Source organism: Streptococcus sp. 3705 (assembly GCF_013277145.1).
Lineage (GTDB): Bacteria > Bacillota > Bacilli > Lactobacillales > Streptococcaceae > Streptococcus.
The window spans coordinates 18,227-34,440 of the sequence record NZ_VMMJ01000005.1; the positions used below are offsets into that span (position 1 = coordinate 18,227).

The 16,214-nt window shown below is 40.4% G+C and carries 15 protein-coding genes; 6 read left to right on the top strand and 9 right to left on the bottom strand.

Features of this window, described 5'->3' with window-relative positions:
* Nucleotides 1-222 precede the first annotated feature (222 nt).
* Together HT714_RS01590 and galU are read left to right on the top strand one after the other, a co-directional pair.
* On the top strand, nt 223-1,239 hold the full coding sequence (locus HT714_RS01590) for an NAD(P)H-dependent glycerol-3-phosphate dehydrogenase (protein WP_173226898.1): 1,017 nt from the start codon (nt 223-225) through the stop codon (nt 1,237-1,239).
* Nucleotides 1,240-1,260: 21 nt separating this feature from the next.
* Nucleotides 1,261-2,160, top strand: a complete 900-nt coding sequence (gene galU / locus HT714_RS01595) for a UTP--glucose-1-phosphate uridylyltransferase GalU (protein ID WP_173226900.1) — start codon at nt 1,261-1,263, stop codon at nt 2,158-2,160.
* A gap of 263 nt (nt 2,161-2,423) precedes the next feature.
* Here the strand turns inward: galU and HT714_RS01600 are convergent, their stop codons facing one another.
* From HT714_RS01600 to pbp1b, 6 genes are all read right to left on the bottom strand, one after another.
* Nucleotides 2,424-3,101, bottom strand: a complete 678-nt coding sequence (locus HT714_RS01600) for a rhomboid family intramembrane serine protease (RefSeq protein ID WP_050392046.1) — start codon at nt 3,099-3,101, stop codon at nt 2,424-2,426.
* The gene (locus tag HT714_RS01605) at nt 3,085-3,624 is read right to left on the bottom strand and encodes a 5-formyltetrahydrofolate cyclo-ligase (protein WP_050392045.1); all 540 of its coding nucleotides are present in this window, start codon (nt 3,622-3,624) and stop codon (nt 3,085-3,087) included. The genes HT714_RS01600 and HT714_RS01605 overlap by 17 nt, the downstream gene beginning before the upstream one ends.
* Before the next feature lie 11 nt (nt 3,625-3,635).
* Nucleotides 3,636-4,766 carry an N-acetyldiaminopimelate deacetylase gene (locus HT714_RS01610; protein WP_173226901.1) on the bottom strand — a complete coding sequence of 377 codons (1,131 nt, stop codon included), beginning with the start codon at nt 4,764-4,766 and terminating at the stop codon, nt 3,636-3,638.
* A gap of 67 nt (nt 4,767-4,833) precedes the next feature.
* Complete coding sequence (dapD, locus tag HT714_RS01615) at nt 4,834-5,532, bottom strand: 2,3,4,5-tetrahydropyridine-2,6-dicarboxylate N-acetyltransferase (protein ID WP_173226903.1); 699 nt, start codon at nt 5,530-5,532, stop codon at nt 4,834-4,836.
* Between the two features lie 228 nt (nt 5,533-5,760).
* A complete protein-coding gene (locus HT714_RS01620) occupies nt 5,761-6,672 on the bottom strand; it encodes a DMT family transporter (RefSeq protein ID WP_173226905.1) in 912 nt (303 codons plus the stop codon).
* Between the two features lie 82 nt (nt 6,673-6,754).
* Nucleotides 6,755-9,238, bottom strand: a complete 2,484-nt coding sequence (gene pbp1b / locus HT714_RS01625) for a penicillin-binding protein PBP1B (RefSeq protein ID WP_173251389.1) — start codon at nt 9,236-9,238, stop codon at nt 6,755-6,757.
* Nucleotides 9,239-9,379: 141 nt separating this feature from the next.
* Between pbp1b and tyrS the strand changes: the two genes are divergently transcribed.
* Nucleotides 9,380-10,636 carry a tyrosine--tRNA ligase gene (gene tyrS / locus HT714_RS01630; protein ID WP_173226909.1) on the top strand — a complete coding sequence of 419 codons (1,257 nt, stop codon included), beginning with the start codon at nt 9,380-9,382 and terminating at the stop codon, nt 10,634-10,636.
* A 77-nt stretch (nt 10,637-10,713) separates the two neighbouring features.
* Here the strand turns inward: tyrS and HT714_RS01635 are convergent, their stop codons facing one another.
* Together HT714_RS01635 and HT714_RS01640 are read right to left on the bottom strand one after the other, a co-directional pair.
* Nucleotides 10,714-12,777, bottom strand: a complete 2,064-nt coding sequence (locus HT714_RS01635) for a heavy metal translocating P-type ATPase (protein WP_173226911.1) — start codon at nt 12,775-12,777, stop codon at nt 10,714-10,716.
* 1 nt (nt 12,778) lies between these two features.
* A complete protein-coding gene (locus HT714_RS01640; protein WP_000910909.1) occupies nt 12,779-13,057 on the bottom strand; it encodes a DUF6110 family protein in 279 nt (92 codons plus the stop codon).
* Between the two features lie 151 nt (nt 13,058-13,208).
* Here HT714_RS01640 and HT714_RS01645 point away from each other — a divergent pair, with 151 nt between their 5' ends.
* Complete coding sequence (locus HT714_RS01645) at nt 13,209-14,057, top strand: putative RNA methyltransferase (RefSeq protein ID WP_173226913.1); 849 nt, start codon at nt 13,209-13,211, stop codon at nt 14,055-14,057.
* Nucleotides 14,058-14,412: 355 nt separating this feature from the next.
* Here the strand turns inward: HT714_RS01645 and HT714_RS09570 are convergent, their stop codons facing one another.
* On the bottom strand, nt 14,413-14,628 hold the full coding sequence (locus tag HT714_RS09570; RefSeq protein WP_049534906.1) for a hypothetical protein: 216 nt from the start codon (nt 14,626-14,628) through the stop codon (nt 14,413-14,415).
* 174 nt (nt 14,629-14,802) lie between these two features.
* Between HT714_RS09570 and HT714_RS01650 the strand changes: the two genes are divergently transcribed.
* Entirely contained in the window at nt 14,803-15,444 is a 642-nt protein-coding gene (locus tag HT714_RS01650; RefSeq protein ID WP_173226915.1) for a hypothetical protein, read from the top strand.
* A 312-nt stretch (nt 15,445-15,756) separates the two neighbouring features.
* Nucleotides 15,757-16,214: transposase (locus HT714_RS01655; RefSeq protein ID WP_173226917.1), on the top strand; the 458-nt coding region annotated here is incomplete at its 3' end.

The window sequence follows — 16,214 nt, forward strand, 5'->3', positions numbered from 1 at the left end:
CCTACAAGAACCTCCTGAGTTGTTTACCTCTATTATAGCATATACTGAATCAAACTATCTATCAGATTTCTTCTCACTTTAACTAAAGACTAAGACTTTAATACTTCGTCTCGGTTTTTATATATTTTTCAAGTCACAAAGCCACTACTCCCCAGCAATGCAAGTGCAAAATCCCCTAGAATATGATAGAATAAGAGAAAGAACTCTATCAAGGAGGAAATCATGGAAAAACAAACCATCGCCGTCTTGGGGCCTGGTTCTTGGGGAACTGCCCTTTCACAAGTCTTAAATGACAATGGATACGAGGTACGTATTTGGGGAAACATTCCCGAGCAAATCAATGAAATTAATACCTATCATACTAACAAGCACTACTTTAAAGATGTCGTTCTAGACGAAAATATCATTGCCTACACTGACTTAGCAGAGGCATTAAAAGATGTGGATGCGATTTTGTTTGTCGTCCCAACAAAAGTGACACGACTTGTTGCCCAACAAGTTGCAAAAACCTTAGACCATAAGGCTATCATCATGCACGCATCAAAGGGATTAGAACCTGATAGCCATAAACGATTATCAACTATCCTTGAAGAAGAAATTCCTGAACATCTCCGCAGTGATATCGTCGTTGTTTCAGGCCCTAGTCATGCAGAAGAGACCATTGTACGTGACCTAACTTTAATCACTGCTGCTTCTAAAGATTTACAAACAGCTCAATACGTTCAAGAGCTCTTTAGTAATCACTACTTCCGACTTTATACCAATACGGATGTTATTGGAGTTGAAACTGCTGGTGCTCTTAAAAATATTATTGCTGTCGGTGCTGGAGCTTTACATGGTTTGGGATTTGGTGACAATGCCAAGGCAGCCATCATCGCTCGAGGCTTGGCAGAAATTACTCGCTTAGGGGTAGCACTCGGGGCTAATCCATTGACCTATAGCGGCTTATCTGGTGTGGGAGATTTGATCGTAACGGGAACCTCCGTCCACTCTCGTAACTGGAGAGCTGGAGATGCTCTTGGTCGGGGAGAATCCCTAGCTGATATCGAAGCCAATATGGGCATGGTGATTGAAGGAATTTCAACGACTCGAGCAGCCTATGAACTAGCGCAAGAACTTGGAGTCTATATGCCGATTACACAGGCCATTTACCAAGTCATTTACAACGGAACCAATATCAAAGATGCCATTTATGACATCATGAACAATGAATTTAAAGCAGAAAATGAGTGGTCTTAACTCTCTAAAGAAAGGATTCTTATGACATCAAAAGTTAGAAAAGCAGTTATCCCTGCCGCTGGACTAGGGACTCGATTTTTACCAGCAACCAAGGCTCTTGCCAAAGAAATGTTGCCAATTGTAGACAAACCAACTATCCAGTTTATCGTGGAAGAGGCTCTCAAATCAGGTATTGAAGATATTCTGGTTGTCACTGGTAAATCAAAACGTTCTATTGAGGACCACTTTGACTCAAACTTTGAGCTTGAATACAATCTTAAGGAAAAAGGCAAAACGGATTTGTTAAAATTGGTAGATGAAGCAACTGGTATGCGCCTCCATTTCATTCGCCAAACTCACCCTCGTGGTCTTGGAGACGCTGTCCTACAAGCCAAAGCTTTTGTGGGGAATGAACCCTTCGTTGTTATGCTGGGTGATGACCTTATGGACATCACAGACGAGAATGCCGTTCCTTTGACAAAACAACTGATGAATGATTACGAAAAGACACACGCATCAACCATTGCTGTCATGCCTGTACCACACGAAGACGTTTCAGCATACGGGGTTATCGCTCCTCAAGGTGAAGGAATCAATGGTCTCTATAGCGTTGAAACTTTCGTTGAAAAACCAGCTCCTGAAGATGCACCAAGTGATTTGGCAATCATCGGTCGCTATCTTCTGACACCAGAAATTTTCGACATCCTCGAAAAGCAAGCTCCTGGCGCTGGAAATGAAATCCAGCTTACCGACGCTATTGATACCCTTAATAAAACACAACGTGTTTTCGCCCGTGAATTTACAGGAGCTCGTTACGACGTTGGGGATAAGTTTGGATTTATGAAAACATCTATTGACTACGCCCTCAAACATCCACAAGTCAAAGATGACTTGAAGGATTACCTCATCCAACTTGGAAAAGAATTGGCTGAGAAGGAATAATACTCTTCGAAAATCTCTTCAAACCACGTCAGCGTCGCCTTACCGTATATATGGTTACTGACTTCGTCAGTCTTATCTGCAACCTCAAAACAGTGTTTTGAGCTGACTTCGTCAATTCTATCTACAACCTCAAAGCAGTGCTTTGAGCAACCTGCTGCTAGTTTCCTAGTTTGCTTTTTGATTTTCATTGAGTATAAAATAAAAAGATAAGGTTCAAAAAATGCCTTATCTTTTTTCATTACACAACTATTATTATAAGCTCGTCACATTCCCATTCCCTTGTAGAGAAGTAAGACTGCGAGTCCTACGAACAACACTAACGCTACCAGTCTCTGACTAGCGCCATACATCCGTCTTTCTCCTCTAACTGGAAAGATAACTGCTAGAAATGCGCCACCAACTGCACCTCCGATATGACCTGCTAGACTGATTCCTGGAATCAGAACACTTCCAATAATGTTAATCACAAAAAGTGTCAGATAAGATTGCCCCAACTGCTGGATATAAGGATTACGCGTTGCATAGCGAAGAACAATAATCGCAGCAAATAGCCCATAGAGAGAAGTAGAAGCTCCTGCTGCTAAGGATTTTGGACTAAATACAAAAACAAAGAGATTGCCCATCATTCCAGATAAGAGATAGAGAAAGCAAAACTTCTTGGATCCGAAAATCTCCTCTACTTGCCTACCAAGATAATAGAGCGAAAGCATATTAACAATGAAATGCTCCCACCCAATATGAACAAAAATAGCAGAGAAGAGACGCCAAACCTGCTCGGGAAAGAGCCGAATAACAGGCCCATACATAGCTCCAAATCGAAATAGGGTATCTGCCCTGTAAAAGTTTCCTCCTGTGGTCACCAACATTAGTAGAAATACCAAGGTCGTCACTAAGAGGAAGAAACTCGTCACAGGGTAACGCCTATCAAAGATTTCTTTCATCAATCAGAACCTCCTGAACAGGAATATCATGCTTTTCAGGGATAAAGTCCTGAACTTGATAATGATAAACCGTACTCAAAGTATGACCAGTAAACTGTTCCAGATAGCGGTCATAATAACCTCCGCCATAGCCAATTCGATAACCCTTTGTCGTAAAAGCCAGCCCCGGAACATGAATCAAATCAATCTTAGAGGCATCCAATACTTCCAAATCTCCCTGTGGTTCCAGTAAGCCAAAGGAAGTTTTTACCAACTGCTGCGGATCATAGACCACAAAGTCCATGTGCCCCTTGGGATAGGTTTTGGGTATCAGAACCTTCTTGCCATCCTTCAGCGCCTGCTCAATCAATCCCTGCGTTTGAAACTCATGAGGAAAAGAGAGATAGGTTGCAATAACCTTGGCTTCTTGGTAAAAGGGGTGTTGTAACAATCGCTCGGTTAAAGCTTGCTCTATAGCCTGTTTTTGCTCTTGAGATATAGTCTTCATTTCTTGCAAGACTTGCTTGCGTAATTCTGCTTTCATAGACAATTCCTCTACTCTGCTGCCTTCTTTTTCAGGAAACTAGAGACCGCATCCACCCCAATAGATAAAGCCTCTTCCTTAGGACTCATTTGAGGGTGATGAAGAGCGTAGGGACTATCGATACCTAGCCAAAACATAACACCATCAACCTTTGAAAGAAGATAACCAAAGTCTTCACCTGTCATAGCAGGCTCGATATCAATCAGCTCGATTCCGTCTTTTTCTTCAAAGAAATCCATCAGTTCACGCGCCAAGGCTGGATTGTTCTCAACAGGTAGGTATCCACCTTGCTTGAGTTCCACTTCAACTTCCATATCAAAGGCAGCTGCAACTCCTTCTGCAACTGTTTTGACCCGCTTTTGCACCAAGAGGCTCATATCCTGAGTTAAGGCACGAATAGTTCCATGTAAAAAGGCTGTGTCTGTGATGACATTGTTGGTTGTTCCAGCCTGAAAAACGCCAAAGGTCACCACTGCTCCCTCGATTGGGTTGACATTGCGGCTGACAACTGACTGCACTTGGGTTACAAAGTAACTAGCCGCCACCAAAGCGTCATTGGCTTCATGCGGAAAGGCTGCGTGGCCACCTTTGCCTTTGAAACGAATCTTCACCTCACAAGTCCCTGCAAAAAGTGTATGAGTATTGGTCGCAATCTGGCCAACTTTCAGATCTGGACGGACATGGAGGCCATAAAACTGGTCTGGCAACCAGTCTCCAAAAGCGCCATCCTCATACATGAGCATGCCACCAGCTTCATTTTCTTCAGCAGGCTGAAATAGGAAGAGTAGATTGTTCTTTGGTTGCTCCTCAAGGACGCGCTCGAGACATCCCAAAGCAATGGTCATGTGGAAATCATGTCCACAAGCGTGCATACGACCTTGGTGCTGAGAGGCGAAAGACAGGTCTGTTTGTTCTACGATAGGCAGGCCATCAATATCTGTTCGCCAACCAATGGTCCGATCTGGCTGACTTCCCTGCAAATAGACCAAAATCCCTGTCCGCCAAGTTCGAACTTTGACAAAATCCTTGCCCGCAGTCAATTTCTCAATCACATCCAGCAGATAAGCCTGAGTCTTGAACTCCTCCAAGCCAATCTCTGGAATCTGGTGCAAATCTCGTCTAGTCTGAATCAAATCTAACATCTATCTATCCTCCGATATAGCAGAAAGAGGCTGGAAGAAGGGTTCCGCCTCTATTTTTCTTTTACAATTACAAGGTACGAAGCGCATCTTCTAGCGCTGTTTTTTGTTGGGTTTGGGCATCAATCTCTTTGATGATACGAGCTGGAACACCTGCTACTACCACGTTTTCTGGAACATCTTGGGTAACAATAGCTCCTGCTGCGACAACTGAACCACTACCGATTTGGACCCCTTCGATAACCACTGCATTAGCGCCGATAAGAACATTATCTCCAACACGGACTGGTTCTGCGCTAGCTGGCTCAATCACACCTGCAAGAACGGCACCTGCACCAACGTGACTGTTTTTCCCAACGATAGCACGGCCACCAAGGATAGCACCCATGTCAATCATGGTTCCTGCACCAATTTCAGCACCGATATTGATAACCGCTCCCATCATGATAACAGCATTGTCACCAATTTCAACCTGATCACGGATAATAGCACCTGGCTCGATACGAGCATTGATAGCACGTTTATCTAGCAAGGGAACTGCAGAATTACGAGCGTCTTGCTCAACAACATAGTCTTGATTTTCTACCAAACCATCGAGAAGAGGAGCAACATCCTTCCAGTCTCCAAATAGGACATTCCCTAGTTTGACAACAGAGCTTGGTACAGCAGTTGCAAGTTGTCCGTCAAAGGTTACTTTAACACTGGTTTTCTTTTCAGCATTGGCGATAAATTGGATAATTTCTTGAGCGTTCATTTTTGTGGCAGTCATAGGCGCCTCCTAGTTCATTTTAATGATACCTATTCTACCAAAAAAGGCCTCAAATTTGAAGCCTTTTTGTTTGTTTTTAGGTATGATTTTTAGGGATGTGAGATAAAACGTGCTGTCGGTAAAAGCAAGCCCCTACCGATACAACCTAAAAACACTCTTCACAACTATCTCCCCGTGTTTTATTGACCATTCTAGTATAGCACACTTTTAGAATTAAGAAAAGACTTTTTATCTACTTTCTTTCGCTTCTTCTATAGACAAAAATATCATGGGTAAAATAATCAAGGCCATCGCTAGAAGAAGGGACCAATCCACTACCAATCCTAAGAACAAAACACTCAAAAGGGCAGAAGAGAGAGGTTCACTGGCACTGATAACGGAAACCACCAAAGGAGAAACCAAGGACACAGCCTTCATGGAAATAAAAAAAGCAAAAGCCGTCCCAAAGAAAGCGATAATGAGGCAAATCAAGATACTCCAAATATCAAGAGTAAAGGACAGCTTGTAAACCGGCGAGAGGACATTGCTAAATAAACCGGCCAAAATCATCCCCCACCCAACCGTGGGTACAAAACCATAGCGCTTCGCGAAAGGTTGGGGTAAGATAACATTAAACATAACCCCCATGGCACTCAGCAGACCTGTTATAAGGGCCAGTGGCGTCATGGATAACTGAGAGAGATCGCCCTTTGTCGCCATCAAGCAAACACCCAGCATGGCAACCAAAACATAAAAAATAGCGCTTTTTGACGCTCGTTTTTGATAAACCAAGCGATTGTAAAAGAGGATAAAGACAGGGCTAATAAACTGTAAAATAGTCGCTGTCGCTGCATTTGAGTATTCTACACAGAGATAGAAAAAATATTGGACTGAAAAAATCCCCAAAATAGCATAGGCCAAAAAGGGCAGGTAATTTTTCTTATCTCGCCAAATATCAAACACTTGCGATTTTAATTGCATCGCAGACCAAATGAGTACAAGACTTCCTGCCAGTGTCAAACGCATAGAGGTAATCCAGCCCGAAGACACCTGGTAATGAGTAAAGAAGTACTCTCCTAAAATCCCACAGATTCCCCAGATTAAGCCGGATAGGAGCGAATAAATGGTTCCTTTAACAATCTTTTTCTGATACTGATTCATACCTTTATTGTAACACGAAAGGAAAAAAGAAAAAAGTGGCAATCCATTGATTAGCCACTTCATTTAGCACAGTTTATAGAACTTATCGTCTCGCCCTTGAAGAAGAAGGTCGTGTAGTACTCGAGTTACTGCTATCGCTAGAACTACTACTTGAACTACTTGAACTACTTGAACTGCTGGAGCTTGATGGAGTTGGCAATGTACTAACGATACTTGACCAAGCGTTTTGATAATCTGATTCGCTTCCTCCAATGGCAAAGTGATAGCTTGTCGTAGGAGCTCCCGCCTTATTAGCCCAATAGCTGGTAACAATCGAACCTGTGACCTCTACCTCTTTTCCTTCAACAGAAACCTTCCCTGGTTTTTGACCTGTTGATTTCAAGACTTCGGATTTTACGACACTAGGATCTAAAGCGAAGCGCTCGTTCCCCCAAATGCTTGGGGAGGCTTGCTGAATCGCATTTACCAGATGAGCCATGTAATTAGAGTTATTGGAATAACCTGCTCTACGTGACAATGAATGATTATCATCATGCCCAATCCAGCCACCTAGGGTTAATCTAGGTGTCGAAAGCATGAGCCACATATTTTCGTCTTGGTTGGTTGTACCAGTCTTCCCAATCCAATCTGCATTAGCCAGAGTAGGATTTAAAACAGTCAGATTCGTCTTGAAGGTTGTTGTCACACGAGAGGATAGAACTTCTCGCAGCAAGCCCTGCATAATTGTCGCAGTAGCTTTTGAATAGACTTGAACTGGTTTATCCTGATACTCATACACCACTCTACCATCTGCTGCTTCAATCTTTGAAATCACATGCTTCTGATGATAAACTCCATTATTAGCCAAGGTCTGATAGCCATTGGTATGCTGGGCAACTGTGACTTCAATACCACCACCCATTGGCAGGCTCTCAATACCGTACTCAGGAATCTCGTAGCCCATCTTTTCCATATAACCCTTGACATCAACACCCTTTTCACGAAGCATACGATAGGTCCAGTAAGCAGGGATATTCCATGAATAGTTCAGAGCTTCTCCCAAGGTCATCATTCCTGTTCCCTTGCTATTAGCATACATAATCGGATTGCCATTAGCAAAGTTTGTTGGATAGTTAGATAGAATCGTTTCACTTCCCATCAAGCCCTGGTCAATAGCAATACCGTAGGCCAGCAAGGGCTTGGTAGTAGAAGCTGGCGAACGTTTGGTATCAAAGGCATGATTATTTTGATTTTCTTGATAATTACGACCACCTACAAAGCCTAGAATAGCACCTGTTTGGTTGTCCATCAAGACATTCCCTACTTCTACACGACCTGTTCCATCGTCTAAAAGATAGCCATAATCAGCAACCGCATTTTGCATGGCAGAATGAATTTTCTGGTCTATGGTAGTAGTAATCTTATAACCACCATTTTCAATTTCCTTGGATGCCAAATCGCGATAAAACTTCTGAGTTGCCTCATTTTTCAACTCCTTGGCGGAGACATTGTCTCTCTGAGCTAGATAATCATACATACGTTCTTGAGCTTCTGCCAAAGTTGTAAAGTATAAATAGTCTCGTGAAATTCCTGTGACCGTGCCCGATGGTAAAAAGTCCTGTTTAAGGTCATAATCCTTGTACTGAGAATACTCGTCTTTGCTTAAGGCACCTGTACGATACATACTGTAAAGAACTGCCTTAGCCCGTCTTAAGCCAATTTCTAGGTCTTCATCACTCTTCAACTCTCCAGTATTTTCATAAGGAGAGTAAGTAATGGGACTCTGTGGAAGTCCTGCTAAAAATGCTGCTTGAGGAACCGTCAACTGACTGGCATCTACACCGAAGATCCCCTCAGCTGCCTGCTGAGCTCCTGCAATATTCTGTCCCTTATTATTTCGGCCAAAGGGAGCCACATTGAGATAGGTCGTTAAAATCTCATCCTTATTCATGGCGCGTTCCAAGGCAAGAGCATCCACAATTTCTGTCGCCTTACGAGCCAAAGTCGGTGCATCCCCAACCACCTGCTGTTTAATCAGTTGCTGGGTCAAGGTTGAACCCCCATTTGAGGAACCCAAACCTACAAATTTCCCCAAGGTCGCACGAATCACCGCCTTGGGTACTACACCCTTATGTTCTTTAAAGTGTTCATCTTCTGTCGCAATAATAGCCTTCTTCAGATTTTCCGAAATTTGCTCAGATGAGATAGAAGTGCGCAACAAATCACTCTCTATGGAAGCAATTACCGTCCCATCCGCATAGGTAATCTCTGAAATAGAAGAGATGTCCTTGACCTGATTCACCAATTCTTCTGTCTGAGGCACCCGAACCTTGTCAAATAAGGCCACTCCGTACCCCAAAGCAATCCCAGCTCCCAACATTCCTCCTAGAAAACCGAGCACAAAGAGTAAGTTAAATAAGGCTTTTATACTCAGTAAAATAGCTGGAAAAATGGCTGGCTTCTCTAAGGATTTAGATTTTTGGACACTTGAACCTTTCTTGCCAGGGCTAGCTGATTTTTTATTTTTTTGTTTTTGCTGGAAAAATTCCAGCATTTTTCGTTTTAATTCATTTAATTGATTTTGCATGGATTTCCTCACTTTATCTATTATACCACAAAAGGGAAACTTTCAATAAAATAGCCACTTTCTTCCCTATTCTGCTAGGCTATTGCCCAAGTTTGTGATACAATAGTTAGAAACAATAATTTTAAAAAGGAGAAAAGACACATGCACATTTTTGATGAGCTAAAAGAGCGTGGTTTGATATTTCAAACGACTGATGAAGAAGCTTTGCGTAAAGCCCTAGAAGAAGGTCAAGTTTCTTATTATACTGGCTACGATCCAACTGCTGACAGCCTTCACCTAGGCCACCTTGTCGCAATCTTGACAAGTCGTCGCCTGCAATTAGCAGGTCACAAACCTTATGCGCTCGTTGGCGGTGCTACAGGTCTCATCGGAGATCCGTCCTTCAAAGATGCTGAACGTAGTCTCCAAACAAAAGACACAGTAAATGGCTGGGTCAAGTCTATCCAAGGACAACTTTCTCGTTTTCTTGACTTTGAAAATGGCGAAAATAAAGCTGTCATGGTCAACAACTACGACTGGTTTGGCAGCATCAGCTTCATTGACTTCCTCCGTGACATTGGAAAATACTTCACGGTCAACTACATGATGAGTAAGGAATCTGTTAAAAAACGGATTGAAACAGGGATTTCTTACACTGAGTTCGCTTACCAAATCATGCAAGGTTACGACTTCTTCGTCCTTAACCAAGACCACAACGTAACGCTACAAATCGGTGGTTCTGACCAGTGGGGAAATATGACAGCTGGTACTGAATTGCTTCGTCGTAAAGCTGACAAGACTGGCCACGTTATAACTGTTCCACTGATCACAGATGCAACTGGTAAGAAATTTGGTAAATCAGAAGGAAACGCAGTCTGGCTCAATCCTGAAAAGACTTCTCCATACGAAATGTACCAATTTTGGATGAACGTGATGGACGCAGACGCTGTTCGCTTCTTGAAAATCTTTACTTTCTTGTCACTTGATGAGATTGAAGACATCCGTAAACAATTTGAAGCAGCTCCACACGAACGCTTGGCTCAAAAAATCTTGGCTCGTGAAGTTGTTACACTTGTTCACGGAGAAGAAGCTTACAAAGAAGCCCTCAACATCACTGAGCAACTCTTTGCAGGAAACATCAAAAATCTTTCTGTTAAAGAACTCAAACAAGGACTTCGTGGTGTACCAAACTACCAAGTACAGGCAGACGAAAACCACAATATCGTAGAACTGCTCGTGTCATCTGGTGTGGTTAACTCAAAACGCCAAGCCCGTGAAGACGTCCAAAACGGAGCTATCTACGTCAACGGCGACCGCATCCAAGACCTTGACTATGTCTTGAGTGACGCAGATAAGTTAGAGAACGAACTGACTGTTATCCGTCGTGGGAAGAAAAAATACTTTGTATTGACTTACTAAACTATTCAACATTTATCTATAAATAAAGGAGTTAACCTCAAGAAAGGTAACTCCTTTTTGCTGTTAATAACTCTCATCTATCTAGCCTTAATAGACAGGCTACGCAGGACTATACGTAAGGTTGTTAGATTATGTAAGATAGAAAGATTTGAAGGGCTGAGCCAGTTAAACAAGCCGAAGCCAATCAAACTACTATTTACGACAACGGTATCTTGAATATTCTTCTTGATGAGTGTTTGCAAAGATGATGATAGCCAATCCAACTCTTGGAAGAAATCCAAGCGATTATCTAACAATAATATATCACTCATCTGCTTAGAAATATCTGCACTCTCATTCATCACCACACCGATATCTGATAGGGTTAGAGCCGCTGAGTCGTTCAACCCATCCCCAACCATCAAAATAGTGTGACCTGCTTTCTGCAGTTCCTCTACTAACTCAAATTTCCCATCAGGTTTCAAATCTGTATAAACCTGATCAAAGGGCAAATCTTTGACTAATTCCTCTGTCCTAACCAAGGTGTCCCCTGTTGCCAGAATCAATTTTTTCCCTTGTGCCTTAAGTTTCTCCAAGGCTGCTTTTGCTTCTTTTCTCAAAGGAGTATGAATGCAGAACATTCCAATCAATTCATTCTGATAAGCCAAGAATAAGAGATTGTAGTGACTCTTGTACTCTTCAATTAAAGCATTTTGTTCTGAACTGATATGAATTTGCTCATCCTGCATCAAAACATAATTCCCAATAAGAACTGGTTGCCCATCGATATGGGATTTGATTCCCTTACTTGCGATATATTGGAGTTTCCCATGCATTTCCTCATGTTCAATTCCCTCTATCTCGGCTTGCTTGACGATGGCATTAGCAATAGGATGATAAATGTGTTCCTCAAGACAGGCACTGATTCTGAGAATATCTTCCTCACTATAGTCCCCAAAAGGTAACACCTTTTCAACTATCGGATAGCTAGTTGTGATTGTTCCCGTCTTATCAAACAAGAAAGTATCAACTTCCAGATATTTCTCCAGAACATCCCCATCCTTAATCACCATTTCACGATTCAACCCCTCCTTGATAGCTGTCAAATAAGCTACAGGAGTAGAGATTTTCAAAGCGCAGGAGAAATCGACCAATAGGAAAGAAATAGCCTTCGAAAAAGAACCTGTCAATAGGTAAGTCAGCCCAGCCCCCAAGAAATTATATTTGACGACCTTGTCCGCCATCTTGATGAAATAGCGTTGTTTCGTTTTCTTGTTTTCTTCAGATTTCTTCATCAACTCAATCAGCTGTAAAATACGGCTGTTCATCTGATTATCGGTTACACGAATGCGTAGCTCCCCAGTCTCCAAGACTGTGTTTGCACAAACCGAATCAGACTCTCTTTTTTCAACTGGAAAACTCTCTCCCGTCAAGGAACTTTCGTTGACCATACCTAAACCTGAAACTACTTGTCCATCAAACAGAATTTCATTTCCTTGAGATAGGACCAAGACATCTCCTATTTGAACGTCGGAACTCTTGATACTAACGACCGTATCGCCCTGTACTAAGAATACATCGCTCTCTTTTGCAAGAAGACTCTGTTCTAAATCTGTTGCAGTTTTTTTCAAGGACCACTGATCTAAATGATTCCCCAAATCAAGCATAAACATGATATTGCTAGCTGTCTTAGATTGGTTCATAAACAAGGACAATAAAATCGCCGAACAGTCCAAGACCTCCATCGTTAGTTCCTTACGCGCTAGTGTTTGATAGGCTTCTCTAATATAACCAAAAGCCTGATAACAAGTCCATATATAGCGAATAGGATACGGCACAAAACTACGAAAAAGTACACGCTTAACCGCTGCACCTGAAACAATAGAATAAGCACTCTCTTCTCTACGAATGGGAAGAGTCATCAACTCAGAAACTTTCCCTTTATCAATTCTTTTTAAAAAGGCTTCTGCATTATCTAATACAGAAAAGCCTTCTTTTATACGTAGAGTAAAGTGCTGTTGATCCATGTAAAACTGGATAGACTCAATCCCCTTTTCATCTCTCGCCAAGGAACGAAGATAGTCTTGAATATCCAAGGTGAGTGAAAAAGAAGATGATAGTCGGATATGTTGGTATCCTCTATGTAGCACTTTAAAAGACATATTATTCTCCTATAAGGCTATCTAATTGCTCTTCTTTTTTCTCTTGCTCGTACAAATATTTGGCATCTTGCAAGACATCATCTCCATGTTGCTTCACAACAGAAACAGATGCATCTAGCTCGTCTTTCAACTTGTAAGCCTTAGCCAAAGCTTTAGAATAACCTTTTTTAGCTTCCTTACTTGCCAAGATTTTCAAACCAAGGGTACCAAATGCAACACCACCTAAAAAGAGTGATGATTTTTTCGCAACTTTTGCGACGGTCAATACTTCTTTTAACATACTTATTTCCTCCTAGATATTATTATATAGCAATTTAGATATAAAAGCAATTTTATTCTATAAATTGGAGAATTAGTTTTATTTCTACTGAATCTCCCATCTACTTATTCCTAAAGTTGCTTTCATTTGCCTCTTTTGATACACTTAAACTATGAATACAAATCTCAAACCTAAACTCCAGCGCTTCGCTTCTGCGACTGCCTTTGCCTGTCCTATCTGCCAAGAAAATCTGACTCTGGTAGAGAGCAGTCTCAAATGTAGCAATCGTCATTCTTTTGACTTGGCTAAATTTGGCTATGTCAATCTGGCACCTCAAATTAAGCAATCTGCTAACTACGACAAGGAAAACTTTCAAAACCGTCAACAAATCCTAGAAGCTGGCTTTTACCAAGCTATTTTAGATGCTGTATCTGACTTGTTAGCAAATTCAGAAACTAGCACCACAATCTTGGATATTGGTTGTGGCGAAGGTTTCTACTCTCGAAAACTCCAAGAAAGTCACTCTGAAAAAACTTTCTATGCCTTTGATATTTCCAAAGATTCCGTCCAAATCGCTGCCAAGAGTGAACCAAACTGGGCAGTCAATTGGTTCGTTGGCGACTTGGCACGACTTCCTATAAAAGACGCTAGCATGGACATTCTGCTTGATATCTTCTCACCTGCCAACTATGGAGAATTTCGTCGCGTTTTATCCAAAGACGGTATCTTGATAAAGGTTATTCCAACCGAAAATCACCTCAAGGAAATCCGTCAAAGGGTACAGAACCAGCTGACAAACAAGGATTATTCTAATCAAGGTATCAAAAATCATTTCCAAGAACACTTTACCATCCTATCTAGTCAAACTGCCTCTCTGACTAAGACTATCACATCAGAGCAACTTCAAGCCCTACTCAGCATGACCCCTCTCCTCTTTCACGTTGACCAGAGCAAGATTGACTGGAGCGACTTGACAGAGATTACCATTGAAGCAGAGATTTTGGTTGGGAAAGCATTCTAAACTAGACTTCCCAAAGGTATAAAACTTACCGAAAATCTCCAATATTACAAAAACGCATAAGAACAGGTACTCAAAAACCTTAATCTTATGCGTTTTGTTATGCAAAAATCACTGGAGTTTCTATATACATTAAGTGGAAATCTTTGAAACCAGTTCTTTTAATAACCATTGAATACCATATATTACATTTACCCCAAATATGATATAGGCCGTATAAATCAAGTATTTCGATTTCTCCCGCCTCAAAGAATAGATCTTGTACAAGATAAACAAATTTAAAATAATAAATAACAGAGACAAAATCTTCCCTCCAAAATCAATCCTAAAGGTACACAGTCAAGCATAGCCCTAAACTTTATTTTCGATTCGAGATAACAAACTTATCAATAAATAGTAAATGATATAAGGCAAGTGTAATTCCCAATAAGCACCCATGATAAGAGATTTCTTGATGGGTAAGGGGGAAAAGAGTATTATTACCCGTCAAGAGGCAGGTCAAAATAACAAATAAAATCCAAAATAAATCAGTCCATTTATATTTTGAAAAATATTTTTTAACATAATAGCACATTTTTCTTGACTACAATAACATTATATGATAAAATGTAAGCGAATACAAATAAAAAGAAATTGCCTTATTCAATTAATATTCCTATAAGAAAGCAGATGATTCCAATGTACAAACTATAATTATCAACCCTTAATATCCAACTTAGTTATGAAAGAATGGTAGGTGATCATTATCATGAAAAAAATACTAATTACTCTATTATTTAGTTGTTTAGCATTGTTTTATTTGCCTATTTCTGTAAACGCCGATACCACTAATGACCTTGTTATAAAATTCAACGAACTGCAATTTACTGTTGAGGATTATAATATCCCTAATCCAGAAGTAGTATATTCGAAATCAGGATTCAACGAAGTTGCAACTGTTATTGATAGTGATACTGGAAAGGTTGTTGAAACTATTGAATTTATTCCAGATCTCTCTCGATCTACAGTTACTTCACACACATTAAAAAGAAGTGCAACATTTGCTAGAACTACAGTTCAATTAAGCGTAAATATTGAGCTATATAATGAGGGTTCTTTCCGTCAGATTAACTCAATTCACGGTTATTACTTAGGAATAACAAATTCTATTACAAACACATCTATTGAAGACAAAACTATTGATGTTTGGTCTACAAATGGATTCCCTACAACAAAAATAAAGTATGCTTATAATGGCACTTTAACAGCAGTTATAGAAAGTAGTGGTTCAGCTTCAGTTAAAGCAGAGTTGTTAGGAGCTGGATTTACATTTGGAGGTACTATATCAGGCAAATCTTATTATAGAGTCCCATTTAATCAAAACGGAACTATTAGTCTATACAACTATTAGTCTATACTAACTTAGGAGATAATCGATATTATGAATGAAAAAAAACATACATATTTTATTTGTGCAAGTATTATTATTTCATCTATAATTTTAGGACTCTTTATTTATAAAGGAATTTATGACGGATTTGACGTTTTGGGTCAATTTACAAACGATGGCCTCAGGGTAATTAGTACTAATATTAGTACTGTTGGTAATAATATTAGTAATAATAGGTAGTTAATAGTAATAGAATTCAAACAAAAAACGGTAATTTTGAACTGCACCCCAAAAGTTAGACAGAAAAAATCTAACTTTTGGGGTATTTTTATTATGAAATTAACTTATGATGATAAAGTTCAGATCTATGAACTTAGAAAACAAGGATATAGCTTAGAGAAGCTTTCAAATAAATTTGGGATAAACAATTCTAATATTAGGTACATGATTAAATTGATTGATCGTTATGGAATAGAGTTCGTCAAAAAAGGAAAAAATCGTTACTATTCTCCTGATTTAAAACAAGAAATGATTCATAAAGTCTTACATGAAGGCTGGACTAAAGATAGAGTTTCTCTTGAATACGGCCTCCCAAGTCGTACGATACTTCTTAATTGGCTAGCGCAATACAAGAAAAACGGGTATACTATTGTTGAGAAAACAAAAGGGAGAGTACCTAAAATGGGACGTAAACCAAAGAAGAAACCCGAAGAGATGACAGAGTTAGAACGCCTTCAAGCAGAAAATGAGTACCTGAGAGTGGAGAATGCCATCCTAAAAAAGTTAAGAGA

What these genes read in the sequence shown, in the direction of transcription:
- HT714_RS01590 (WP_173226898.1), top strand. Translation starts at nt 223, where the DNA reads ATGGAAAAACAAACCATCGCCGTCTTGGGGCCTGGTTCTTGGGGAACT.
- galU (WP_173226900.1), top strand. Translation starts at nt 1,261, where the DNA reads ATGACATCAAAAGTTAGAAAAGCAGTTATCCCTGCCGCTGGACTAGGG.
- HT714_RS01600 (WP_050392046.1), bottom strand. Translation starts at nt 3,101, where the DNA reads ATGAAAGAAATCTTTGATAGGCGTTACCCTGTGACGAGTTTCTTCCTC.
- HT714_RS01605 (WP_050392045.1), bottom strand. Translation starts at nt 3,624, where the DNA reads ATGAAAGCAGAATTACGCAAGCAAGTCTTGCAAGAAATGAAGACTATA.
- HT714_RS01610 (WP_173226901.1), bottom strand. Translation starts at nt 4,766, where the DNA reads ATGTTAGATTTGATTCAGACTAGACGAGATTTGCACCAGATTCCAGAG.
- dapD (WP_173226903.1), bottom strand. Translation starts at nt 5,532, where the DNA reads ATGACTGCCACAAAAATGAACGCTCAAGAAATTATCCAATTTATCGCC.
- HT714_RS01620 (WP_173226905.1), bottom strand. Translation starts at nt 6,672, where the DNA reads ATGAATCAGTATCAGAAAAAGATTGTTAAAGGAACCATTTATTCGCTC.
- pbp1b (WP_173251389.1), bottom strand. Translation starts at nt 9,238, where the DNA reads ATGCAAAATCAATTAAATGAATTAAAACGAAAAATGCTGGAATTTTTC.
- tyrS (WP_173226909.1), top strand. Translation starts at nt 9,380, where the DNA reads ATGCACATTTTTGATGAGCTAAAAGAGCGTGGTTTGATATTTCAAACG.
- HT714_RS01635 (WP_173226911.1), bottom strand. Translation starts at nt 12,777, where the DNA reads ATGTCTTTTAAAGTGCTACATAGAGGATACCAACATATCCGACTATCA.
- HT714_RS01640 (WP_000910909.1), bottom strand. Translation starts at nt 13,057, where the DNA reads ATGTTAAAAGAAGTATTGACCGTCGCAAAAGTTGCGAAAAAATCATCA.
- HT714_RS01645 (WP_173226913.1), top strand. Translation starts at nt 13,209, where the DNA reads ATGAATACAAATCTCAAACCTAAACTCCAGCGCTTCGCTTCTGCGACT.
- HT714_RS09570 (WP_049534906.1), bottom strand. Translation starts at nt 14,628, where the DNA reads ATGTGCTATTATGTTAAAAAATATTTTTCAAAATATAAATGGACTGAT.
- HT714_RS01650 (WP_173226915.1), top strand. Translation starts at nt 14,803, where the DNA reads ATGAAAAAAATACTAATTACTCTATTATTTAGTTGTTTAGCATTGTTT.